Origin of the sequence: Saccharopolyspora shandongensis (assembly GCF_900106995.1) — a bacterium.
GTDB classification, from domain to species: Bacteria; Actinomycetota; Actinomycetes; order Mycobacteriales; family Pseudonocardiaceae; genus Saccharopolyspora; species Saccharopolyspora shandongensis.
Window position 1 is genome coordinate 1 of the sequence record NZ_FNOK01000050.1, and the last position, 22,234, is coordinate 22,234.

General features: G+C 68.5%; 23 protein-coding genes and 1 pseudogene. 9 read left to right on the forward strand and 15 right to left on the reverse strand.

The window, feature by feature from the left end; all coding sequences use genetic code 11:
- The coding region (efeU, locus tag BLW84_RS35480; protein WP_093274769.1) for an iron uptake transporter permease EfeU at nt 1-801 on the reverse strand (801 nt) is incomplete at its 3' end.
- A gap of 155 nt (nt 802-956) precedes the next feature.
- On the opposite strand from efeU, the gene BLW84_RS35485 reads away from it, so the two are divergent.
- The 4 genes from BLW84_RS35485 (at nt 957) to BLW84_RS35500 (ending at nt 3,495) form a co-directional block, all read left to right on the forward strand.
- Nucleotides 957-1,775 carry a universal stress protein gene (locus BLW84_RS35485; protein ID WP_093274771.1) on the forward strand — a complete coding sequence of 273 codons (819 nt, stop codon included), beginning with the start codon at nt 957-959 and terminating at the stop codon, nt 1,773-1,775.
- Between the two features lie 100 nt (nt 1,776-1,875).
- Nucleotides 1,876-2,775, forward strand: a complete 900-nt coding sequence (locus BLW84_RS35490; protein ID WP_093274772.1) for a universal stress protein — start codon at nt 1,876-1,878, stop codon at nt 2,773-2,775.
- Between the two features lie 170 nt (nt 2,776-2,945).
- A complete protein-coding gene (locus BLW84_RS35495; protein WP_093274775.1) occupies nt 2,946-3,212 on the forward strand; it encodes a DUF3040 domain-containing protein in 267 nt (88 codons plus the stop codon).
- A gap of 13 nt (nt 3,213-3,225) precedes the next feature.
- Nucleotides 3,226-3,495, forward strand: coding sequence for a DUF1876 domain-containing protein (locus tag BLW84_RS35500; RefSeq protein WP_093274777.1), 270 nt, complete (start codon nt 3,226-3,228; stop codon nt 3,493-3,495).
- 13 nt (nt 3,496-3,508) lie between these two features.
- Here the strand turns inward: BLW84_RS35500 and BLW84_RS50670 are convergent, their stop codons facing one another.
- From BLW84_RS50670 to fbp, 4 genes and pseudogenes are all read right to left on the reverse strand, one after another.
- Nucleotides 3,509-3,673: a hypothetical protein gene (locus tag BLW84_RS50670; RefSeq protein WP_245761612.1), complete on the reverse strand. Its 165-nt coding sequence runs from the start codon at nt 3,671-3,673 to the stop codon at nt 3,509-3,511.
- Between the two features lie 80 nt (nt 3,674-3,753).
- Nucleotides 3,754-3,954: pseudogene (locus BLW84_RS50675) on the reverse strand (P-type ATPase actuator domain-containing protein); the annotation flags it as partial.
- A 36-nt stretch (nt 3,955-3,990) separates the two neighbouring features.
- Complete coding sequence (locus tag BLW84_RS49545; RefSeq protein ID WP_245761613.1) at nt 3,991-4,167, reverse strand: hypothetical protein; 177 nt, start codon at nt 4,165-4,167, stop codon at nt 3,991-3,993.
- A gap of 176 nt (nt 4,168-4,343) precedes the next feature.
- A complete protein-coding gene (fbp, locus tag BLW84_RS35510) occupies nt 4,344-5,462 on the reverse strand; it encodes a fructose-1,6-bisphosphate aldolase/phosphatase (protein WP_093274888.1) in 1,119 nt (372 codons plus the stop codon).
- A gap of 249 nt (nt 5,463-5,711) precedes the next feature.
- Here fbp and BLW84_RS35515 point away from each other — a divergent pair, with 249 nt between their 5' ends.
- Nucleotides 5,712-6,530: a universal stress protein gene (locus BLW84_RS35515; RefSeq protein ID WP_093274780.1), complete on the forward strand. Its 819-nt coding sequence runs from the start codon at nt 5,712-5,714 to the stop codon at nt 6,528-6,530.
- Nucleotides 6,531-6,543: 13 nt separating this feature from the next.
- Entirely contained in the window at nt 6,544-7,380 is an 837-nt protein-coding gene (locus BLW84_RS35520; RefSeq protein WP_093274782.1) for a universal stress protein, read from the forward strand.
- A 25-nt stretch (nt 7,381-7,405) separates the two neighbouring features.
- Here BLW84_RS35520 and BLW84_RS35525 read toward each other — a convergent pair whose 3' ends face one another.
- From BLW84_RS35525 to BLW84_RS35570, 10 genes are all read right to left on the reverse strand, one after another.
- A complete protein-coding gene (locus BLW84_RS35525; RefSeq protein WP_093274784.1) occupies nt 7,406-8,299 on the reverse strand; it encodes a universal stress protein in 894 nt (297 codons plus the stop codon).
- Between the two features lie 115 nt (nt 8,300-8,414).
- The gene (locus BLW84_RS35530; RefSeq protein ID WP_245761614.1) at nt 8,415-8,921 is read right to left on the reverse strand and encodes a universal stress protein; all 507 of its coding nucleotides are present in this window, start codon (nt 8,919-8,921) and stop codon (nt 8,415-8,417) included.
- A gap of 34 nt (nt 8,922-8,955) precedes the next feature.
- Nucleotides 8,956-9,552, reverse strand: coding sequence for an Rv1733c family protein (locus BLW84_RS46715; protein ID WP_143061216.1), 597 nt, complete (start codon nt 9,550-9,552; stop codon nt 8,956-8,958).
- A 56-nt stretch (nt 9,553-9,608) separates the two neighbouring features.
- Nucleotides 9,609-10,046, reverse strand: a complete 438-nt coding sequence (locus tag BLW84_RS35540) for a cation transporting ATPase C-terminal domain-containing protein (protein ID WP_245761615.1) — start codon at nt 10,044-10,046, stop codon at nt 9,609-9,611.
- A 34-nt stretch (nt 10,047-10,080) separates the two neighbouring features.
- Entirely contained in the window at nt 10,081-11,418 is a 1,338-nt protein-coding gene (locus BLW84_RS35545) for a nicotinate phosphoribosyltransferase (protein WP_093274794.1), read from the reverse strand.
- A gap of 12 nt (nt 11,419-11,430) precedes the next feature.
- The gene (locus BLW84_RS35550) at nt 11,431-12,069 is read right to left on the reverse strand and encodes a hypothetical protein (RefSeq protein WP_245761616.1); all 639 of its coding nucleotides are present in this window, start codon (nt 12,067-12,069) and stop codon (nt 11,431-11,433) included.
- A gap of 115 nt (nt 12,070-12,184) precedes the next feature.
- Nucleotides 12,185-12,442, reverse strand: coding sequence for an SHOCT domain-containing protein (locus tag BLW84_RS35555; RefSeq protein WP_093274795.1), 258 nt, complete (start codon nt 12,440-12,442; stop codon nt 12,185-12,187).
- A 29-nt stretch (nt 12,443-12,471) separates the two neighbouring features.
- The gene (locus tag BLW84_RS35560; protein WP_093274798.1) at nt 12,472-13,359 is read right to left on the reverse strand and encodes a universal stress protein; all 888 of its coding nucleotides are present in this window, start codon (nt 13,357-13,359) and stop codon (nt 12,472-12,474) included.
- Nucleotides 13,356-13,874 carry a nitroreductase family protein gene (locus BLW84_RS35565; RefSeq protein ID WP_245761625.1) on the reverse strand — a complete coding sequence of 173 codons (519 nt, stop codon included), beginning with the start codon at nt 13,872-13,874 and terminating at the stop codon, nt 13,356-13,358. Before BLW84_RS35565 ends, BLW84_RS35560 begins: the two co-directional genes overlap by 4 nt.
- 135 nt (nt 13,875-14,009) lie before the next feature.
- Complete coding sequence (locus BLW84_RS35570; RefSeq protein WP_245761617.1) at nt 14,010-16,352, reverse strand: acetate--CoA ligase family protein; 2,343 nt, start codon at nt 16,350-16,352, stop codon at nt 14,010-14,012.
- A 501-nt stretch (nt 16,353-16,853) separates the two neighbouring features.
- On the opposite strand from BLW84_RS35570, the gene BLW84_RS35575 reads away from it, so the two are divergent.
- From BLW84_RS35575 to fdhF, 3 genes are read left to right on the forward strand one after another with little or no spacing between them, the layout of a single operon-like run.
- A complete protein-coding gene (locus tag BLW84_RS35575) occupies nt 16,854-17,672 on the forward strand; it encodes a universal stress protein (protein WP_093274803.1) in 819 nt (272 codons plus the stop codon).
- A 21-nt stretch (nt 17,673-17,693) separates the two neighbouring features.
- Nucleotides 17,694-19,373 (forward strand): NAD(P)H-dependent oxidoreductase subunit E, encoded by a 1,680-nt coding sequence (locus tag BLW84_RS35580; protein WP_093274806.1) that lies wholly within the window; start codon nt 17,694-17,696, stop codon nt 19,371-19,373.
- Nucleotides 19,373-22,054 carry a formate dehydrogenase subunit alpha gene (fdhF, locus tag BLW84_RS35585; RefSeq protein ID WP_093274808.1) on the forward strand — a complete coding sequence of 894 codons (2,682 nt, stop codon included), beginning with the start codon at nt 19,373-19,375 and terminating at the stop codon, nt 22,052-22,054. Before BLW84_RS35580 ends, fdhF begins: the two co-directional genes overlap by 1 nt.
- Nucleotides 22,055-22,234: the final 180 nt, after the last annotated feature.

Consider the following 22,234-nt stretch of genomic DNA (forward strand, 5'->3'; position numbering starts at 1 on the left):
GCGGTGGGGGCGGAGGAACAGCGGCAGGACGATCGCGACGTAGCCGACCCAGACGACGGCCTCGACCACGGTGGTCTGCGGGGAGAAGTTGAAGATCCCCTTCAGCAGCGCGCCGTACCAGGACGTCGGCGGGATGATGTTGCTGACGTCGAAGGCGAGCGTGTTCAGGCCGGGCAGGATCCCGGCCTCCTGAAGGTCGTGCACGCCGTAGGCGAAGACCCCGGCGGCGACGAAGACCAGCAGCACGCCGGTGACGGTGAAGAACTTCGACAGGTTGACCTTGATCGCCCCGGCGTAGAGCAGCCAGCCGAGCAAGATCGAGATCGCGATGCCGATCAGGAAGCCGACCAGCGGCAGCACGGTGCCGCCGCCGGCGGACTGGACGCTGGAGAAGAAGAACACCGCGGTCTCCATGCCCTCCCGTGCGACCGAGAGGAACGCCACGGTGGCCACGGCGACCGGGCCGAGCTGCAGCGCCTCGTCGAGCTGCCCGCGCAGCTGGGCCGCCAGGGTGCGGCCGGCGCGGCGCATCCAGAAGATCATGCCGGTGACGAAGGTGACCGCGATGATCGAGGCGATCCCGCCGAAGGCTTCCTGCGCCTCGAAGCTGAGCGTCGCCGCGGTGTAGGTGAGCACCGCGCCCAGGGCCACCGAGAGCGCGACCGCCACGGCGACCCCGAGCCAGACGTGCGCCAGCGCGCGGCGGCGATCGGTCCGGACGAGGAATGCGACCAGAATGCTGACCACGAGAACGGCCTCCAGCCCTTCCCGCAGTCCGATCAACGCATTACCGAACAACATTCGCAAATTCCTTCAACAAGGAAGAATTCAGGCAAGCCTCACCTTATTCACAACGAGGTTGCCGGGCTCCAGGGCCGATCGGCTCTATCCGCACGGCGACCGTGGTTGGCAGCGTGGTCGGCGTTGTGGCACGACCATCGCGGAAGGCGCGAGGCATGACGCGAGCGAAACAGCCCATCGTGGCCGGCGTCGACGGTTCCGAATCGTCCATGCAGGCGGCGCTGTGGGCTGCGGGCGAAGCGCAACTCCTGTCGGCACCGCTGCTCCTGGTCCTGGTAAACAACGACCCCATCCGAAAGCCGTACGCCGAGGAAGTGGTGCGCGACATCGGCAGCCGCTGCCAGGAGGCCGTGACCGAGCTCGAAATCTCCGAGGAGGTCACCTACGGCCACCCCGCCGAAGAACTGGTACACCGATCGGCTTCCGCGCGGCTCGTCGTGGTGGGATCCCGAGGACAAGGCGCGTTCCGGGACACGTTACTCGGTTCGACCAGCGCCGCGGTCGCCACGCACGCCTCGTCCCCGGTGGTCGTCGTACCGAGCGACAGTGCGGATCTGCCGGGCCCGGTCGTCGCCGGTGTCGACGGCTCCCCCGGATGCCGGCCGGCGTTGCGGTTCGCGTTCGAGATCGCGAACCGCAGGCGCAGCGAGCTGGTCGCATTGCAAGCGCTACCGAACGCCTACTTCATACCAGGTCCATACGACCACCCGGATCGCGACGAACTCCTGGCCCACGCCAAGCAGCAACTCACCGAACAGCTGTCGCCCCTGACCGCGTCCTACCCGGAGGTGGTCGTGCGCCAGGTGGTGTCGAACATCCCTCCGGTACAGGCATTGCACGAGGCCGCCGAGCACGCGCAACTGCTGGTCGTCGGCCACCGCGGCCGCGGTGGGTTCACCGGACTGCTGATCGGATCGGTGGCCCGGGGCGTACTGCACCACGCGCCGTGCCCAGTCGCAGTGGTTCCCGGTTGACTTCGTATCGTCCAGAAGATCCACCAGAACCCGCGTGCCGCTCCAGCTGGGCGCCCGGGCGGCGCTAGCCACGGCACATGGTGTCGGGAGGTTGATCGCGATGCCGATGCTCCAGTCCAGCGGGGTCGTCGTCGGATTCGATGCCTCAGCCGAATCACGAAGGGCCGTGTGGTGGGCGGCGCTCGAGGCCGTCACCCGCGGGCAGCCCTTGCTGCTGGTGCACGCCATCTCCGTCCCGCTCGAGGAGCTGACCCGCATCCACCTCCCCACCGAAACCGTCACCTTCGAGCCCCTGCGCAGCTCCGCCGAGCGCGCAGCGGCGGACATGGCTGCGGAATGCCGCCGGCAGCTTCCGGGCCTGTCGGTGCGGACAGCGGTACGCATGGGACATCCGGCGAGTGTGCTGCTGGACTCAGCCACGCATGCGAGCGTCCTCGTGCTGGGCCCGCCCAGATTGGGCCGCGTTCACCGGGTCCTGCTCGGCTCAACCGCCGGCGAACTGGTACGCACCGCGCACGTCCCGGTTATCGTCGTGCGCGGCGAGCGAGAGCCGGCCTCGGCACGACCTCCCGCTGGTTTCGAACGCGTCGTCGTAGGGGTGGACGGCTCCGAATGCAGCCAGCGGGCGGTCGGTTTCGCCTACGACTTCGCTTCCCGCCACCACTCTGAATTGACTGCATTGCTGGCGTTCGCCGAGGAACCGTCTGACGCCCTGCGCCCGAACCAGGGATGGATCTCCGGCTCCGACGTCGTCGATGACTGCCGCCGGGTTCTGGCCGAATCCGTGGCGGGCTGGAGGGACCGCTATCCAGACGTTGTCCTGCACCAGACCGTGACCACTACCGAAGGCCCGACCGAAGCCCTACTCACCGCTGCGGTCGACGCCGATCTCCTCGTGGTCGGCACTCGGGGACGCGGAATCATCCGCTCCACACTGCTCGGTTCGGTCAGCCACGCCGTAGCGCACTACGCGCCCTGCCCTGTGGCCATAGTCCGCTGAACATCGACGCTCGCCGACGGCGTCCGCACGGTGCCCACGTAGACGGTGACGCACCGGAACTCGACGTCGATGACTCACCACGAGCCCGAGAGATGCCAATGGGCTCTGTTCGTCGTACTCGCGCTTGGCGATGCTTTCCCCAGCAGGCTGGTCGAGCTCCGGAGGAAGTCATGCTTCGACGATACGAACGCCGGCTCCTCGACGAGATCGAGCGGCACCTGAACGCCGAAGACCCGGCATTCGCGCGGAAGATCAACGACGTCCGTCCGCTCACCCGTTTCCGCGCATGGCTGTCGGCTCGAAGGGCACTTGGGATCACGTCGGCAGGCCTTGCCGTACTTTGCCTGTTCCTCGGTGATGGCGCGGGTTTTTTCGCGACCGGGGCGCTGGCCGGGGCGCTGCTCCTGCTCGACGGCTGGAAGCTTCAGACCGAGTAGCGAGGAGCCGGACATGACGTCGACACAACGCTGGACCGTCGACATCGATCTTTACGAGGATGCCGACCACACGCACGCCGAAGCGCGACTGCACACCCGAGACGCGACCGACCTCCGTGGCAAAGGTGCGGCCCGGCGCAATCCGGGGGATCAGAACGTGCCGGAAATCGGGGATGAGTTGGCAGCCGCCCGGGCGTTGTACGACCTGGCTCACCGCTTGCTCAAGAGCGCCGAAATCGACGTCGAGCAAGTGACCGGCGAGCCCGCGCACCTTCACAGCTAGCTAGGGACGGTGGCTAGATGAGGCGCTTGCGCAGTCGTTTGTCGGCGGCGACGGTGAGCAGTTTGCTGAGCCAGGCCATCTTCCGCGTCAACGGGGTGGCCAGTTCCTCGGCCGAAGCGACCAGTCGGTGAATGTTGCCCAGCTCGGTGTCCGCCCCGGTGGCCACCGCGATGCCCAACCCAGCTCCGGTAGCGACGAGCGTCCCGAGTACAGCATGTTGCGGCGATCAGCCACGGGCGTCGCCGCCGGCAACTCGGCTGTCTCCTTGAGCACCGGGACGGATTCGCCGGTCAGTGCCGATTCGTCGACGCGGAGATTGGCCAGCCGGATTAGGCGGAGATCCGCCGGTACTTTGTCGCCCGCATCGAGCAGCACCACATCACCGGGCACGACGTTGTCGGATGGCACCGTGCGCTCACGGCCGTCACGGAGAACTATCGCGGCCGTGCGCACCATCATCTGCAGCTTGTCCAGCGCCGCTTCGGCCCTCGACTCCTACACGAAGCCGACGAGCATGTTCACCAGGACGACGCCGAAGATCACGCTTGCGTCGACGGCTTCGCCGAACGCCAACGCGCCTGCCCCGGCAACGAGCAGCACATAGATCAACGGGTGGTTGAGCTGCCGCAGCAGCCGAATGAACGGGCCTGCCGAACCCGCTCGGGGCAGCACATTCGGGCCATACCGCTCCAACCGCGCTGGAGGTCGGTGTGCAGGGATCGCACGACGTCCTGCGCCGAAAGGCTGTGGGAACCTGCGGCTGCATCCAACGCTGCGGAACCGATTGGCGAGGCGAAGCGCCCACTGCCCCGGAAATCGCGCGATACCACGACAATCGGCTACCCGCGTCAGCGCGGGGCCGGGACAGCGGCTTCGGGCATCGATTGCCACCGGTCGGCCAGGAGCTTCTCCAAGTCCGCCATGGTGGTGTACTCCAGGTCCTCCAGGGGAAGCCGGTGCGGCTCGAACGGCCCGTGGCGGCGAAGGTAGTCCATGACCTCGTTGGTCTGCGCCCTGGCGCGGTCGAACGACGGGTCGTCGAACAGGTCACGTGGCCCGATCAGCTTGCCCTGATGCACCTGGAATCCCAGGGCGACCACGCGGGGTGGTCCGTCGAACCGTGCCGGGTGGGCGTCGTTGACGCTGACCGGCATCATCGGTGCGTGGTGCGATCCGCGCATGCACCCGCCCGCGGTGTAGGCGAAGGAGAACGGCTCCAACACCTCACCAAGGGCGGGCAGCCCCGACTGGCAGCGCACGATCATCACCGGGTCGTCCTTGCCGACGTATTTGCCCGCGATCAGCGACAACCGCTGAGTGGAGGTTGCCACCGCCTGCTCGTGCAGGGTCTTCGACTCGACCGAGTGGATCACGTACCGGGCCGGCGCCCCGATGAACATCAGCATCTCGTAGAGCTCGCGAGGGCAGTCGAACCAGATCCGCTTCTCCTCGTACAGGTCGTAGACCTCGAACCGGAACCCTGCGTGCATCTTCGCATCGATCACCAGGCCCGCGGTGTTGAACGGATCCGCGAACATCTTGTACAGCGGCAGGTTCCACGCCCCCGGCTCGGTCTTGTCCGCCAGGAAGCACACCACCGGTTCACTCGGGCGTTCGGTGAACTCTAGCTCCGCGTACCCCGGGCCCATCCCCCGCAGGTTCCCGCTGAACGCATCGGAAAGCAGGTCCTGCCCCGCACCGTAGAGCCCGAGCCCCTTGGCGATCTCCGTGGTTCGCAGGAACACGTCCCAGGCGAAGGAATGCACTTCCTCGGCATCGGCACCGTGCTCGTGGGTCATGATCAACGACAGGTCGTCTCCGCAATGACCGACCTTGCCGTCCAGCAGCAGACCGTCGGCGACCGCGCTGCTCAGCGCATCCTGCCCGGCGGCCAGCATGTCGGGGTGCACCGCCGAGTGCCCGACGAACCCTCCGGTGTCGGCCTTGATGATGCTCAGCGTAACCATCACAACCTCCAGCTCGAGCTCTCGCACTCTGCGCCCGCTGCGCAACCGGTCGCTAGAGCCTTCCGGCCCTTGGTCGTCGGTCCCCGCTCTTCCACCTCGAACGAACCGTCGTCATGAACGCAGGACGAGGTGCGACGTGCAGGGCCTCGGCAGGTCCCGCATCCTGGGGAACGACACCGGGCCAATGCCCTAGTGGCACACGAAGCTCGCGTTCTGCGGTGGGCCCGGATTCGCGTTGTGGGGGCTGAAATGACGAACGCGCCGGTCATTGCGGGTGTCGACGGATCCGAACGATCCACTACCGCTGCCGTCTGGGCCGCTCGCGAGGCCGACCTGCGGCAGGCGGCGCAGGTTCGCGTCGTGATGGTCACCGACAATCCCCTGCAGGACGATGAGGCGTGGGACACCGTCGGGGCCGTATCTGATCAACTCGTCGCCCGCTGGCCGCAACTGAAAATCGAGCCGGCCGTCGTCCACGGGCATCCGGCCGACGTGCTCGTGCACCTGTCCAGCAACGCACAGCTGGTCGTCGTCGGGTCACGTGGACGCAGCACTCTGAGTGCGACGGTACTGGGGTCGGTCAGCAGCCAGGTCGCGACGCACGCGAACTGCCCGGTCGTCGTGGTCCGCGACCACCGCGACACCGGTCCGGTGGTCGTCGGGCTGGACAACTCCCGGTACAGCCGCCCAGCCCTCCAGTACGCATTCGATGCTGCATCCCGGTACGGCACCGAACTCGTGGCCATGCAGGTTTGGCGGGACGTCGAGTACGCCCCGATCGTGCCCAGGCTGGAGTACGAGCTGCTCGACCTGCGAGCGGAAGCCCTGCGCGGGCTGTCCGAACAGCTCGCCGGGTGGGCGGAGGCCTATCCGAACGTGCCGGTGCGACAAGTCGCGCAACGCGGCCACCCGGTTTCCGAGCTGGCCGCCACCGGCGAAGAAGCACGGCTGCTCGTCATCGGGCATCGAGGACGGGGCGGGTTCACCGGACTGCTGCTGGGCTCAGTGGCCGCCGGCCTGCTCCACTACGCGACGTGTCCGGTGGCCGTTGTCCGCGGCGAAAGCTGAAGAGGAGGGCGAGATGGCGACATCGGACAAGTCCATCGTCGTGGGCGTCGACGGCTCGGAAGACTCCGTCAGGGCGGCCGTCTGGGCTGTGGCCGAAGCTGACCTCCACAGCGCACCCCTGCGGTTGGTGATCGTCAACGACGACCCCGCACGCGCTGACTACGCGGAGAAAGCCGTGCAAAAGGCCGCCGCGAAATGCCGCTCTCAAGCACCCCATGTGGACGTGAACACCGAAATCGTCCCCGGTCACCCGGTCGAGCAGCTACTGCGCCACAGCGAGAAGGCGCAGCTGGTGGTCCTCGGTGCACGTGGGCACGGGGGCTTCACCGACGCCTTGCTGGGCGGAGTCAGCGCGGCCGTGGCCACCCACGGCGCGTGCCCGGTGGTCGTGGTGCGCAAGGGTGTTCCGACGACCGTGGGTCCGGTGGTGGTCGGCGTGGACGGGTCGGAATGCAGCCTGGCCGCGCTGCGGTTCGCCTTCGAAGAGGCGGCCGGCCGCGGAGCGGATTTGGTGGTCATGCAGGTGTGGCACGAGGAGGGGCTGCTCGCCGTACCGCTGACGCCCGTCGACCGCGAGCGGGTGCAGCGAGAGATCGCACGCTCGCTCACCGAGTTGACGGCCGCGTTGCGCGCGGAGTTCCCGAAGGTCCACACCCGCGAGGTGGCGCAGCACGGACACCCCGTAGCAGCGCTGACCGACGCCGGCCGGGACGCTCAGCTACTGGTCGTCGGACACCGCGGGCGCGGCGGCTTCGACGGACTGTTCCTGGGCTCCGTAGCAGCCGGCGTCCTGCATCACGCCCCCTGCCCGATCGCGGTCATCCGCGGCACCAAGACCCAGGCATCGTGATCCGCGGCATCGCGTGCCGGAGTTGTCACCGCTCGGCGCGTAGCACCGCGACGGGACACGGTGCGCGGTTCGCCACCACGTGGCTCACCGAACCGAGGAAAACCCGGCGGAGCCGACCGCGCCCGTGGCTGCCCACGACGAGCAGGCTCGCCTCCTGGGCTTCCCGGAGCAGCGCTTCAGCCGGTTGCTCCGGCGTGATCGCCCGCCGCACTTCAACGTCCGGGTAGCGCTCTCCCCAGCCGGCGAGGGATTCGGCGAGCACCTCTTCGGCTTCACCGCGCACCTCGCCCCAGGGGAGCTCCCAGCCCTGCACGCGCGCGAAGGGGTCCAGTGGGAGGTCGCTCCAGGCGTGGACCGCCACGAGTTCGCAGCCGTGGCGCGAGGCGAAGTCGTAGGCGAAACCGACGGCGAGCTTGCTAGTCGCTGATCCATCGGTGCCCACAACGACGGGCGCTGCCTCCAGCGCAGGATGCTCGCGGTCACCACGAACGACGACGACCGGTGCCCCGGACCGGCTCGCCAGCACCTCCGCCGACGTCGAGCCCAGCACGCCGCCGCCATCGACCTGGGCGCCGCCGAGCACGAGCAGTTCGGCCTTCTCGGCCAGCGCACCCAGCTCGCCGGCCGGATCCCCGAACAGGAGGTCGGAGTGCACTTCCAGCTCGGGGTCGATCTGCCGGCAGTCTTCGCCCAGAACGGCGAGCTCGCGACGCAGGTTCTCCTGGAGAGGCTCCAGCATGTCATCGCGGCCCGGAAGGCGAACCATCGTGGCCTCCTCGAACGGCCACGTGAACACGTGCACCAGCAGCAGCGGCCTGCGTCGGCTGGATGCTTCCCGCGCGGCCCACCTGACCGCATGCCGGGACAACTCCGAATGGTCGAAGCCCACGACCACCGCTTTGCGACCTGCCTCCACCATGGCAACCGCCCCAAACACCTACAACCGACCTATCCGCTTCGAGACGCGGCGTTTCGGGTCTTCCGACGATTCTCCGCTACATCCCCGTCCACTGCACCGTTTCGCAGTCGCCTGCTCAACCGAGCACGGGGTCGAGGCCCGGGTTCTCCGCTGCTTCCTCATCGATGTCCCCGATGTCCATTCCGGTGGGGACGATCAGCACCGGACACCGTGCTTTGTGGATGCAGCGCAGCGCCGTGCTGCCGAGCACCACGTCGGCAACCCGCCCATGCCGTTGATCGCCCAGCACCAGCATGGCGGCCTTCATCGAGCGGTCCGCCAGCACTTCGGCGGGGTGTCCTTCCAGGAGCTCGGCATGCACCTCGGGTGCGGACTCCCCGCCCAGGCAGGTTCTGACGATGCTGGTGAGGTCTCGCCAGCGCTGTTCGCGGGCGTGATGCGGTGCCAGTTCGGGGTGCATCGTCAGCGGCCCGGGCCCGGCGAGAACCGCGTGCGATTGCCACACCATGATCGCGTACACCGACGCAGCGCGTACCCGCGCTTCCCTCAGTGCCCACCGCAGGGCGCGAATGCTGGCTTGCGACCCGTCGATTCCCACCACCAGCGGCCCGTCATAGTTCACGGTCCCCACATCGCACTCCCGTCACACCAACGGCTCAGTGCTCCAGCCACTTCGCTTCGACGCTCGCCCACTCCCGGCTCCAGGCACGCACGGCGCATGCGTCGGCGATCTTCCGAACACCCCAGATCGACACTGCGCACAGCAACTGCCCGGTGACCATGATTCCGACCGTGAAACCGACAGCAGAGGCCCGCAGCTGGCTTTCGCTCGGCGGCGCAACCGTGATGTGTTCGGCCCTGTCGACCCACACCCAGATCTTGCTGCCAAGCACTGTTCTCGGCGGGACGGCAGTCGTATCCATGTATCCGTTCCCGTCTGCGCCGATCCACGAGACCTCGGCCGAGTACGTGACGGAGTGGTTCTCCGGTCCGCCGATCACGTGGGCTTCGGGTGTACCCGTCACCACCGCTTCCACCGGTCGCCCGGTCGCTGCGGCAACCGCAGCCGCACCTGCCGCACTGGCATAGCTCGCTTTTCCGGCCGCGATCGCAGCCGGAACCATCAACACGGCCGCTGCGAGCAACGCGAGAATCGCTATCGCAGCGACCCGGTCCAGCCGTCGCCGCAACGGATTCCGCCCCAGGGAATGGGTGAGCCAACGAACGTGGGCCCCGACCGATTTGGCGTCCATCACGTGCTCCAGAAGGTTTTCCTCCACTCAAGATTGGACCACCCGCCCGGCGGCGATTAGGGCATTTCGTCATCGAGACCGGGCCCGTGCGGCCGCGCCGGTCTCGGCGCGCAGTCGCGTGCCCCGTCTCCTGAGCCGTCCGGCCCACTCCCAGTCGAGATCCCGGCACTGTGCTGCTCCGGAACAGCGGTCGACCGGGTCCGGCCGCGGTAGCGGTAGAACTCATCGGCACCCCAGACCAGCACGGGGAAGGACAGCATCAGCGCGTAGGCCCATCCAGGCGGGGGCGCGGTGCCGAACACGGCCTGCAGCGGCGGCAGGTAGATGATCGCGGCGGCGAACAGGATCTCGAACGCGCAGCCCGCGAGCAGCAGCCGGTTGGTGGCAAGGCCCACTCGGCGCAGCGCGGTGCGGGCGGTGAGCGCGGTTCCGAGCTGGAAGAACACGATCGCGACGAAACTCGTTGTCGTGGCTTGCAGGTACGTGTGAAGCAACCCGGGGTCGTTCGAAGCGTCGACCGGAACACCGCTATCGGCTAGAGGTGTCCTCCAGGCCGTACCGGGTTGCCAGGAACCGTTGCAGATCACCCGTCAACCGTCGCAGCTTCGTACTCCACTTCACCTCGACCTGTGTGGGGTCGGTGAGCAGGCGCGCCGTATCGGGGAGCCATTGGAGATCTCGATCGAATCGCTGGTGCGCCACGGCGACGGGTTCCGGGCCGTCCAGGCGATCTCCGCCGCGCATCATCAGACGTAACAACGGTTCTCGGTCATCTGGTGGTGTTTCGTCTCGCAGGACGAGGAGGTCCGGCTCTCCGGAATCGCCGCGGTAGACCTGCTTCGCGCCGGGCGCGGTCAGTTTGCCCGACGATAGTTTCATCACCGGGCGATGGCTGTATTCGACGAGTTTGTAGGCGCTGTCCAAGGACGGCGCATCGGCTGACACACCCATGCGAGTCCCGATGCCGAAGGCGTCGATCGGGGTGTCGGCGAGGGCCGCGAGCTGGTGCTCGTCCAGCCCGCCGCTGGCCATGATCCGCGCATCGGTGAAGCCGGCGTCGTCGAGCAGGCGGCGGGAGTGGATCGCCAGCTCGCCCAGGTCGCCGGAGTCGAGCCGGATGCCCAAGTGCCCGCCGGGACGTGCCTCCGCGGCGACCTCAATGGCGGTGCGCACACCCTGCAACGTGTCATAAGTGTCCACCAGGAACACCGTGGCACCGGGAAAGTCTTCCGCGAAGGCCCCGAAAGCCGCCCGCTCATCTTGGAACGCCTCCACATAGGAATGCGCCATCGTCCCGGCAGCCGGAAGGCCGAACTCCCGCGCCGCGGCCACGTAGCTGGTGCCTGCGAAGCCGACGATCGCCGATGCCCGCGCGACCGCCCTGGCGGCTTCCAGGCCATGGGTGCGCCGTGCGGCGAAGTCGATCAGATCCGCCCGCGGCGCGGCGATCCGGCACCGTGCCGCCTTGGCCGCCACCGACGACTGGTACGTCACGAAGTTCAGCAAAGCCGTCTCCGCCAGCTGCGCCTGCGCAATAGGTGCGGTGACCTCCAGGAACGGTTCGTCAGCGAAGACCACCCGCCCCTCGGGCACCGCCCACACCTCGCCGGTGAACCGCAGCTCGTCCAGCGCCGCCAAGTCGTCCTCGCGCAGCCCGACCACGTCGGCGAGGTAAGTCAGCTCGTCATTGTCGAAATGCAGGTGCTGGAGGAAATCCAGGCAGTCGGCAAGGCCAGCGGAGACCAGGAATCCCCGATCACGCGGCAACTTCCGGGCGAACAGGCTGAACGTCGCCAGCGCGGTCATGCCACGGCGCAGATAGCTGGCCGCCATCCTGATCTCGTACAGATCGGTGCACAGCGACATCGCGGCCGCCGACTATGCCGCCTGCTCGGCGGCCGTGCGCAGGGTGGCCCGCATGATCGCCCGGACGAACGGCTTCACCGTCCGCCAGTACACCCCGAACACCCGACGGGTCATCGGATCGCAAAGCGTCGTGCGGATGTCGTACGTCACCAGACTGCTGTTGCGGCCGTAGGGGCGTACGGACAGCGATGAGATGATCTTGCCTCGGCCGGGTTTGCCGTACTCGCGGAACTCCTCGGCCGGCACGGGCTCCCAGCGCACGATCGGGGTCCAGAACCGGCCTGTCGCGCCGAAGACGACCTCGCGTCCCGGTTGCTCGCCGAGCAGCACCCAGTCCTCACTGGCGACGAGGTCGTCGTAGGTCAGCCGGGTCGGTTGCCGTGGCGGAACGCGTCTCTTGAGCCGTTCGGGCAGCGCGCGCACCCACATCGCCAGGTCAGCGGTGCGGGACCGGATCGTGAGCAGATCGAGGTGGCGGAGGGCGGAGTACACCGCATCCGGCGGCCTGTTCACCACGAGGTGTTCCACTGCGTCGAAGTCGTATTCGGCGGCGAAGTCGTCGATCGTCACGGTTCGGCCGGTGACCTCCCAGGGCGTCGAGGTGACGGTGGTGTCAGGCGTGGTACCGGTCTCCTTCGTTTCCTTGTTCATCGGATCTTCTCCCCGTCCTGAAAACGAATTCGGTTGCTGGAAGGCGTCGGCGCACGATCCGCATGCCTCGGGTACCACCACCGCGAAGGGGCGATACATCCGGCGCCGCAGCACGTCATGTTCTCCGGCGACCGTGCTCCGACAGCGCCTGCAGCCGGCGGCGGTATTCCTCTTCGTCGATGTCTCCACGAGCGAACCGCTCCCCGAGGATCTCTTCCGCGGAGCCGGTGCCCTTCTCGGCCCGCCCGGTGCGCCCGAGGTAGCGGACCAGTGCAACGATGGCGGCGATGATCAGTGCCCAGAACAGCACCATGCTCACCGTCATCATCGCGAACCCCCATACCCCCACTCCGTAGCCGTCCCAGTAGTGCATCGCCCTCTCCTTCCGGGAATTCCCCGACATCAATGCACCACTAGCAGCAGGCACGGTGCGTGGTGCACGAGCTGCTGGCTCGTCGAACCCAGCAGCAGGCCGGTGAAACCTCCTCGTCCGCGCGCACCGACGACGACGAGCTGGGCGTGTTCGGCTTGTTCGAGCAGTGCTCGTGCTGGTCGGCCGTGCGCAACGACGCGTCGCACCGCGACATCCGGATACTTGTCGCCCCAGCCGGCCATCGTTTCGGCGAGGAAACGTTCTTCCTCGGCTTGTACGGCGGCGCCACGGCCCTCTGCGTGGAAGCTGTACCAGGCTTGTTCGGACCCGGCTTCGTGCCAGGCGTGGACTGCGACCAGCGGGGCGCTGCGCATTGCGGCGGCGTCGAACGCCGCTGTCAGAACCAGCTCCTGCCCGTCCCGGGCGTCCACGCCGACGACGACCGGCGCGTCGGGCCTCAGGTCGGTCGCCGGTCGCCGCACGACCGCGACCGGGCATTGACCCTGCGCGCACAAGGCCACCGCGACCGATCCCACGACCAAGCCGGTGAAGCCACCGAGTCCGCGGCTGCCCACGACCATCAGCTGCGCCTTGCGCGATTCCTCGATGAGCACGGACGCGGCGTCGCCGGCGCGGACGAAGGTCCGCACTTCCACCACTGGGGCGGCGGCGTGCGCCTCTTCCTTGGCGCGGTGCAGCCAAACCTGGGCCTGTCGTGCCAGCGCGTCGCTATAGGTCTGCGGCGGCGGCATCGTCGGCAGATCCGGAAGGTACATCTGCGCGAGGACATCGCAGAAGACGACCCGCAACCACGTGCTGCGGCGAACAGCCTCGGCCGCCGCCCAGCACGCCGCGTCGAGCGCCGACGAGGAGCCGTCGATGCCCACCGTCACCGGTTTCGGCCCAGGAATCGTCACGGCTGCCCCCTGCGGTTTCCGGGCGTCGCCTCCGCTGGATGCCCGAACCGCATCAGCGCCTGCGGCACCGTCGACAACCCGAGGCGGACCGCCAGCGCATCCCTGACCTCTTCCAGGTGCAGCGGCTGCGTCATGATCGAGGCCGCCAGTCCGGCGCTGGTGGCCTCCAGCCACGCTTGTTCGACGGCCTCGCCGGCCCGGATGTGATCAAGCGACTCGTCACCCCGGCTGCTGACCACGAGCAGGGATTCACGCTCGATCCGGGCGGCGAGCACGGACTCATCCGGAATCCGGGTCCGGGAGGTGGCCAGGCCGACCGCCCCCAAACCCGCCGAAAATAGGTCGTCCCAGGCCAACCCAAGCTCGCCCTCCCCTCTCGACTCGCCCGGCGCGTTGGTCCACAAGCTCAACTCGCGCTGGTAGTCGACATTGCCTTGGAAGGCCCCCGCCGCGTAAGCGAGCAGCCGCACCACCGCGAGCGCTTCGTCTCCACCGCTGATCCACCGGCCGACCACCGACAAGCCGGCTCGTCGAGCCGACGCCGCTTGCTGCTGGGCAAACCACCCATCAAATGTCACCTCGGCAGACGAAACACCCGCGTCGACGGTTCCGCACCGGCCAGGTGGGCGGGTAGGGCTGATGGTCACCACTCACGCCCGCAGCTTGCGGATCAGCGGGTCGACGGGTTCCCGCGGTTCGAGGCGAACGCGCGCGTCGGGAACGCACACGCCCCGTTCGGAGGCGATCACTGGATTGAGGTCCACCTCAGCGATTTCAGGCAGCACTTCGGCCATGCGAGCGGTGCGCAGCAGCACGTCGATCAGCTTGCCGCTGTCCAGCCGCGCGTGGCCGAACAGCTGCGGAGCGGCGCGCAGTTCGTGGAGCATGTCTGCGGCGTCGCGATCGGTCAGCGGGACGAGCCGGTGGCTGCGGTCGGCGATCAGATCGGTGTCGGTCCCGCCCAGCCCGAACGTGACCACCGGACCGAACGCGGCGTCATTGGTAACGCCGACCAAGAACTCCTGCCCGGCCTCTACCGAGGGTTGCAGCACGACGCCGCTGAACGCTGCGCCGAAGCGGCCATGCAGCCGAGTCCAGGCGCCGCGCAGCTCGGCGACGGTCGACACGCCCAGCACGACACCGCCTGCCTGCGCCTTGTGCAGGACTCCTGCCGCCCGGACCTTCACGACGACGCACCCGCCCAGCTCACGGAATGTGGCGAGGGCCTCAGCCACGGTGGTGCAGGTCCTCGCCGGCACGACGGGGAGCCCGAAGTGCCTCAGGACAGCCGTCACAGGCTCCGGATCCAGCCACCCTCCCCCGGGCATCTTCTCGAGCGCCTCTGCGATGAGCGCGCGGGCCGCGGCGATGTCGACATCAGCGAAGTCGGGAACGACTCCGGGAGGGCGAGCCAGCCAGTGCGCGTACTCGGCGAGATCGGCAAGCACGCGGGCAGCCAGCGAGGGATCGGCGAACGCGGGAACCCGCACATTGCCCGCTTCGAGCGCAGCGACCGATTCCGACTGCCCGCCGCGCACGACGAGCACCGGCTTGTCGCATCCACCCGCCCGCACCCGCGCCACCATCTCGGCCAGCCCCGCTGCCGGATCGCTTACCGCGGTGCGAACCACCGGCACGACGACGGAGTCGATCGATGGATCGCCGAGGACGGCCGTCACGGTTCGCGCGAACTTGTCGCTGTCGATCGTGGCAGTCGCGTCCACCGGATTGCTCAGGCTCGCGTGCCCCGGGAGGTTCGCGGCCAACCAGTCGCGGGTGTCCTCACGCAGTGACGGGAATTCCAGCCCCGCTCGTGCGCATGCGTCAGCGGAGAGCACGCCGAGACCGCCGGCATTGGTCACCACCGCGGCACGCCGCCCGGACGGCACCGCCTGCCAGCAGACAACGCCGATCACGGCCAGCAGTTCCGCGAGATCGTCGACGCCGATGACACCGGTCTGCCGCAGCAAGGCGTCCCTGGTCGTGCCCGGCGTCGCGGTGGCCGCGGTGTGCGATGCCGCCGCCTGCTGAGCGACCGGGCTCGCGCCGCTGCGCAGCACGATCAAAGGCTTGGTGCGGCTCACCCGGCGAGCCAGCCACGCAAATTTCCGCGGATTGCCAAAGGATTCCAGGTACAGCGCTCCTACCCGGGTGGCCTCGTCGCGCTCCCACCACAGCAGCATGTCGTTGCCGCTCACGTCGTATTTATCCCCTGTGGACACCAAAGCGGAAATCCCCAGTCCTAGTCCGGAAAGACCTTCGAGCAGAGCGATCCCGACGCCTCCGGACTGGGTGGCGACCCCCACCTGTCCCGCCGGGATGCCGGCCGCAGCGAAGGTCGCGTTGAGCCGTACCTCGGGATCAGCGTTGATCACCCCCAGGCAGTTCGGCCCAAGCAGCCGCATCCCCCAACAGCGGACCGCTTCCAGCAGCCGCTCGGCGAGCACCTGGTCCTCGGTGAGCCCCGCAGCGAGCACGACCAGCGCCCGCACCCCGGACCGCCCGCATTCCTCAGCGACATCCGGCACGACGTCCGCTGGCACGCACAGAACCGCCAGCTCCGGCGGGTCAGGTAGATCAATCACGCTTCGATGCGCCGGCAGGCCGCAGACCCGGCCACCACGGCGGTTGACCGCGTAGACCGCACCGGCGAAGCCGCCGTCGAGGATGTTGCGCAACACGGCGTTGCCGGCGGCGGACGTTCGCCGGCTGGCCCCCACCACCGCCACCGACGCTGGGCGGAGCAACCACCGCAGGCTCGCGACATCGGCCACCCGTTCCCGGTCGCTGAGCCGGGAGTAGTACTGCTCGCCGATGTGGAGGTCCAGCTTCACCTGGTAGGTCGTCCCGTCCAGCCGGGTGCTGCACCGCAAGCCGCTGTCGAGGAACACCCGCAGCATCGCCGAATTCTCCGCCAACACCTCGGCCAGGAACATCCGGATCCCGCGCTGCCGCGCCGCGGCCACCAGGTGCTCCAGCAGCAACGTGGCCACCCCGTGCGCGTGGAGTGGGGGTCGACCAGGAAAGCGACCTCGGCAACCTCCCCGACCAGGGTCTCGAAGTGCCCGATCCCGACCAGGTGGTCGACGCGGAACGCGCCGAGGGCCAGCACGTGCGCATCGCCGACGGCCACCAGCCCACGCAGGAAACGCTCAAGGCCGGTCCGCGACGGAATCCCGAAGAACCGGAAGTAACGATCCTCCTCGGTGAGCTCGCCGTGCAGGCGTTCGAGTTCGGCAAGATCGTCAGGGCGCAGCGGCCGGATCGTGACGACGCTTCCATCGGCCAGAACCACGCGCGCCGCGCGCGGACGACCAGAAACCGGTTCCTCATCCGACACCGACGTTTGCCCCCTCCTGGTCCCCGCGTGCGAAGCAGCCGTGCTGTGGACGCTCCGCACCCGCAACATCCGAGGCAAGAGTCCATCGGCCCTCGCCATGGCACCAGGCTGATTGAAAACGTGGTCACCGCACGCAAGCGTGGGAGCACGGGACATGCCGAGGGAGAAGCAGTCCGTCGTGGCCGGGGTGGACGGGTCCGAGCCCTCGGCTCGGGCTGCGCTGTGGGCGGCTGCCGAAGCGGCCCGACTGGGCGTTCCGTTGCACCTGCTCCTGGTCGGCGACGATCCCGCTCGCGAGTCGCAGGCCAAGGAGACGGTGCAGGAGATCGCGGACCGCTGTCGGCTCGCCGTACCAACCCTGGAACTCGTAGCCGAGGTCGGCTTCGGGCATCCCGCCGAAGAGCTGGCCCGGCGATCCGACGCCGCCCGGCTGATCGTGGTCGGGTCGCACGGGCACGGCGCCTTCCATGACGCACTGCTCGGCTCCATCAGCACCGCTGTGGCCACGCACGCCAGGTGCCCGGTCGTCGTGATGCGTGGTGCAGGCACCGCAACGACGGGACCAGTGATCGTCGGGGTCGATGGCTCACCAGGCAGCAAAGCGGCGCTGCACTACGCCTTCGACGCCGCCAACCGGCGCCGTACCGACTTGGTCGCCGTGCAAGCACTGCCCGACGCGTACTTCATCCCCGGCCCCTACCCACACCCGGACCGACACGAAATCCAAGGGTGGGCCGAGCTCCATCTCGCGGAGCAACTTGCCGGGTGGACCGCAGACTATCCCGACGTAGGCGTGCGCAAAGCGATCACCAACGAACACCCGGTGCAAGCACTGTGCGAAGCCGCTCAGCATGCGCAACTGCTCGTCGTCGGCCACCGTGGGCACGGTGGCTTCGCCGGGCTGCTGCTGGGTTCGGTGGCCCGAGGGGTGCTTCACCACGCGCCATGTCCCGTAGCGGTGATCCGCACCTGATGTGGTGAGGGAGTTGCAGTCGTGACACATGACGCGTTCGCCGGATGGGAACAGCGGTTCGGGATTCACGGAACCGACGTGCTCCGCGGGCTGCGAACAGTCCTCGATCTCCGGGGGCACATCAGCAATGCCGACGTGCGACGCATCGCAGGCGAGCTGGGTTTGCCGGTTGCTGCCGTCAACGGTGCCGCCTCGTTCTTCGCCGACTTCACCGGCGACGAGGCAATCCGCCACGTGCGCATCTGCGAGGGCACGTCGTGCTTTGTCTCCGCTGGCAACCACACCGTGCCGTTGGCTGAAGCGGCTCTCGGCGTCAAATGCGGACGCACCAGCACCGACGGCTCACTGTCATTGGCCGGGGCGTACTGCCTGGGCTACTGCTACGCCTCCCCCACCGCGCTCGACGGGCAGAACCCCGTCACCGGGCCCGATCTCGGTGCGCGATTGCTCTCCCCTGCACACCCGCCTCCGCCGCCCCCGGTCCCCTACCGCAACGCCAGCCGCAAGCCGGTCTTACTCGCGGGTCTGCTCGGCGCGGAGGAGCCCTGGCAGGTGTGGCCGGAAGCCGTGACGGCCGGATCTCCGGCCGCGGTCCTCGCGGAGGTCGCCCGCGCCGGACTGCGCGGCCGAGGCGGGGCCGAGTTCCCGGTGGCGAACAAGTGGCAGGCGGCGTCTTGTGGCCCCGCCCCGAGGTTCGTCGTGGCCAACGGCGACGAGGGCGATCCGGGTTCGTTCTGCGACCGGCTGCTGCTGGAAAGCGATCCGGACCGCGTTCTGGAAGGACTCGCCCTCGCCGGGTTCGCGACCGGCGCGACCCGGGGCGTGGTGTTCGTCCGCTCCGAATACCCAGAGGCAGTGGAGAAAACCCTGTCCGCAGTAGGAGCTGCGCGCGACGCCGGGCACTTCGGGATCGGCGTGCACGGCTCGGCGTTCGACTTCGACGTGGAGGTCGTTCGCGGTGCGGGTTCCTACGTTGCGGGGGAGGAAACCGCGCTGCTGCGTGCGTTGCAGGGACTTCGCGGCAGCGTCCTGCCTCGGCCCCCGTACCCGACCAGCGCCGGCTTTGCCGGGCGGCCCACAGTCGTGAACAACGTGGAAACCCTCGCCGCGGTGCCCTGGGTCGTTCGGCACGGCGGCAGCACATACGCCCGCCTCGGTGCCGACGTCGAGACCGGCACCAAGCTGGTGTGCCTCAGCGAGCGGTTCCGCCGACCCGGCGTGTACGAGGTCGAGTTCGGGGTGCCGTTGCGCTATCTCGTCGAAACGCTCGGTGGCGGGCTGAAGCCCGGGCACAGGCTGCGGGCGCTGCAGGTCGGCGGGCCCCTCGGCGGTTTCCTCGGCCCGGACGACCTGGACGTCCCGCTGCTCGCCGAAGCGCTCGCCGAGGCGGGAGTAGCTCTTGGTCACGGCAGTCTCGTGGCGATCGACGACGGCATTTCCGCGGCCGAGCTCCTCCGGCATGTGTGGACCTTCGCCGCCGCGGAAAGCTGCGGTGCCTGCACACCGTGCCGGGTCGGATCACGCCGTGGCCGCGAGCTGGCAGACCTGGTTCCGGGTAGCGCGACAGCCCTGGCCCAGCAGGAAGAACTTCTCGATGTGATGGGTGTTGGCAGCCTGTGCGCCTTCGGGCGGGGCGTGCCCGGCGCGGTCCGGAGCCTGGTGCGGGTCTACCGCGACGAACTGCTCGCCGGGGGATCTTGATGCGTGTGATCGTCGATGGCGCCACTGTGGACGTTCCGGAGAACGCGACGGTGCTCGACGCCGTACGCGCCTGCGGCAGGTACCTCCCGACGCTGTGCTACGACGCAAGGCTGTCTCCGCGTGGCTCGTGCCGCACCTGCCTGGTCCGCGCGGGTAGTCGTATTGTTGCCGCGTGCACCGCTCCTGCGGCCGAAGGCATTGCAGTCCAACTGGACGATCCAACCGCCCACCAGGCTGCGCGCGGAGCCGTTGAGCTGATGGTGTCCGAGCTTCCGGCGCGAGCGCTGGAGATTCCGGCAGAACGCAGCGAATTCGTCCGCGCCTGCGCCCATTTCGGCATCACGGCCAGCAATTTCTCCGGCGCGGAACACGATCGCGGGGTGGATCATTCGCACCCGTACGTCAAACTCGACCGCGACCTGTGCATCGCCTGCGGACGATGCGTCGCCATGTGCGCGGAAGTCCAAGGCACCTTCGCGCTCGAACTCACCGGCCGCGGCTTCGACACCGTCGTGGCACCTGGCGACGGCGGCCCGTGGGTCTCCTCGCCCTGCGTCGGCTGCGGCGGCTGCGTCGACAGCTGTCCCACCGGTGCGTTGTCCGAACCCGGCCTGCTCGACCTCCGCCCCATCACCTCCACCACCACGACCACCTGCGGCTACTGCGGAGTCGGCTGCACCCTAGACGTCCATGTCCGCGACGACACCATCGCCGCGATCACTCCTGCCCACGGGGCGCCGGTCAACCGCGGCCACGCCTGCATCAAAGGCCGCTTCGCGCACACCTTCATCCAAGCCGAGGACAGGCTGACCGCACCCCTGGTTCGGCACAACGGACAACTCGTCGAATCAACCTGGGACGAAGCGCTCGGCCTGGTCGCGCAGCGGCTGGCCGCAATCCGAGACCAGCACGGCCCTGACGCGATCGCCATGATCTCATCGGCCCGAGCCACCAACGAGGAGAACTACCTCGCCCAGAAGTTCATCCGCACCGTCATCGGCACCAACAGCATCGACAACTGCTCGCGGCTGTGCCACGCACCCTCGGCCGCCGGCCTCACCGCCTCCTTCGGCCTGGCAGGCGGCACCAACCCGCTCGACGACCTCGACCACACCGACTGCATCCTCCTCGCCGGCGCCAACCCCACCGAAGCGCACCCCGTCGTCGGAGCGCGCATCAAGCAACGCGTGCTCGCCGGAGCCCGGCTGGTCGTCATCGACCCTCGCCGCACCGAGCTCGCCGCACTCGCCGATGTGCACCTGCAAGCCGCGCCGGGTTCGAACGTCGCCGTCTTCAACGGACTCGCTCACCTCCTGGTCGAGGAAGATCACCTCGACCACGCGTTCCTAGACCACCGCACCACGGGTTTCGACGACCTCGCAACACTCCTGGCCGACTACCCGCCCGAGGCGGTGGCAGCCATCGCCGACGTGCGCTCGGCAGACTTGGTGGCCGCCGCCCGCCTCTTCGGACAGGCTCAGCATCCCGCCATCGTCTACGGGCTCGGCGTCACCGAACACGCCCACGGCACCGACGGCGTGCGCACCCTGGCCAACCTCGCCATCCTCCGCGGTGCAGTCGGCACCACCGGATGCTGCGGCATCCTCCCCCTTCGCGGGCAGAACAACGTCCAAGGCGCCTCAGATATGGGCGCCCTTCCGGATGTGCTTCCCGGCTACCAGCACATCGCCGCCCCAGCGATCCGCGCGCGCTTCGAACGCGCCTGGGGACGTCCGGTTCCTGAGCGTCCTGGCTTGCGCATCCCGCAGATGTTCGACGCCGCTCTCTCCGGCGAACTGCGAGCCCTCTACGTCATCGGAGAAGACATCGCGCAAAGCGACCCGAACTCAGGTCACGTGCGCGCCGCACTCGACGCGTGCGAATTCGTGGTCTGCCACGACGTGTTCCGCTCCCGCACCGCCGAACAGGCCAGCGTCGTCTTCCCCGCAGCCTCCTTCCTGGAAAAAGACGGGACTTTCGTCAACTTCGACCGGCGCTTCCAACGCGTCCGCCCAGCCCTGGCACCACCCGGCCACGCATCCGACGACTTCAACGTCCTGCAGCAGGTCGCCCAAGCGATGGGCGCCGACCTGGGCTGCCCCACCCCGGCCGCAGCACTGGCCGAATGCGCCTCCCTGACACCGGTTTTCGCAGGTCTGTCGCACCGGCGCCTCGAGGCCGAAGGCCCCTTGCACTGGCCCTGCCCGACCTCCGACCGGCCGGGCGAAGCCGTGCTCTACCTCGACCGGTTCGCCACCCCGGACGGCAAAGCGGCGCTGGCCGCTCGCCCCTACCTGCCGTCCGGCGAACAGCCCGACGCCGACTTCCCCTTCCTGCTGATCACCGGACGCCGGCTCGTCCACTACAACACCGGCTCCATGACCCGCCGAACCGCCAACCTCGAACTCCGCCCCGCCGAAACCCTGGAGATCCACCCCTCGGACGCAGCCCGCCTCGACATCACCGACGGAACCGATGCGATCATCACCAGCCGCTGGGGGCAGACCGTCCTGACCGCACATCTCACCACCGACGTCGCACCCGGCCAGGTGTTCGCCGCCTTCCACTTCCCCACCGCACCCGTCAACGAACTCACCTCGCCGCACACCGACACCGCCACGGACTGCCCCGAGTACAAGGTCACCGCAGTGCACATCCAGCCGGTAGCGCGGGGCTCCTGACCAGCCGAGCAGCGCTTGGCGGCTCACGATGCGGTTGGGGAGAAAGTCACCGTCGCCCGGGACTGATCGGTCCATCCGAACCGCGACCGGTTGGATGGAGGCCCATCGGCCCTGCCGTGCGCTGTGATGACCTCGGCAAGGTGGGGGCGCAGGAACGAGTGCTTGCAGTCCCTGTGCCGT

What these genes read in the sequence shown, in the direction of transcription:
- BLW84_RS35485 (WP_093274771.1), top strand. Translation starts at nt 957, where the DNA reads ATGACGCGAGCGAAACAGCCCATCGTGGCCGGCGTCGACGGTTCCGAA.
- BLW84_RS35490 (WP_093274772.1), top strand. Translation starts at nt 1,876, where the DNA reads ATGCCGATGCTCCAGTCCAGCGGGGTCGTCGTCGGATTCGATGCCTCA.
- BLW84_RS35495 (WP_093274775.1), top strand. Translation starts at nt 2,946, where the DNA reads ATGCTTCGACGATACGAACGCCGGCTCCTCGACGAGATCGAGCGGCAC.
- BLW84_RS35500 (WP_093274777.1), top strand. Translation starts at nt 3,226, where the DNA reads ATGACGTCGACACAACGCTGGACCGTCGACATCGATCTTTACGAGGAT.
- fbp (WP_093274888.1), bottom strand. Translation starts at nt 5,462, where the DNA reads ATGGTTACGCTGAGCATCATCAAGGCCGACACCGGAGGGTTCGTCGGG.
- BLW84_RS35515 (WP_093274780.1), top strand. Translation starts at nt 5,712, where the DNA reads ATGACGAACGCGCCGGTCATTGCGGGTGTCGACGGATCCGAACGATCC.
- BLW84_RS35520 (WP_093274782.1), top strand. Translation starts at nt 6,544, where the DNA reads ATGGCGACATCGGACAAGTCCATCGTCGTGGGCGTCGACGGCTCGGAA.
- BLW84_RS35525 (WP_093274784.1), bottom strand. Translation starts at nt 8,299, where the DNA reads ATGGTGGAGGCAGGTCGCAAAGCGGTGGTCGTGGGCTTCGACCATTCG.
- BLW84_RS46715 (WP_143061216.1), bottom strand. Translation starts at nt 9,552, where the DNA reads ATGGACGCCAAATCGGTCGGGGCCCACGTTCGTTGGCTCACCCATTCC.
- BLW84_RS35545 (WP_093274794.1), bottom strand. Translation starts at nt 11,418, where the DNA reads ATGTCGCTGTGCACCGATCTGTACGAGATCAGGATGGCGGCCAGCTAT.
- BLW84_RS35550 (WP_245761616.1), bottom strand. Translation starts at nt 12,069, where the DNA reads ATGAACAAGGAAACGAAGGAGACCGGTACCACGCCTGACACCACCGTC.
- BLW84_RS35555 (WP_093274795.1), bottom strand. Translation starts at nt 12,442, where the DNA reads ATGCACTACTGGGACGGCTACGGAGTGGGGGTATGGGGGTTCGCGATG.
- BLW84_RS35575 (WP_093274803.1), top strand. Translation starts at nt 16,854, where the DNA reads ATGCCGAGGGAGAAGCAGTCCGTCGTGGCCGGGGTGGACGGGTCCGAG.
- fdhF (WP_093274808.1), top strand. Translation starts at nt 19,373, where the DNA reads ATGCGTGTGATCGTCGATGGCGCCACTGTGGACGTTCCGGAGAACGCG.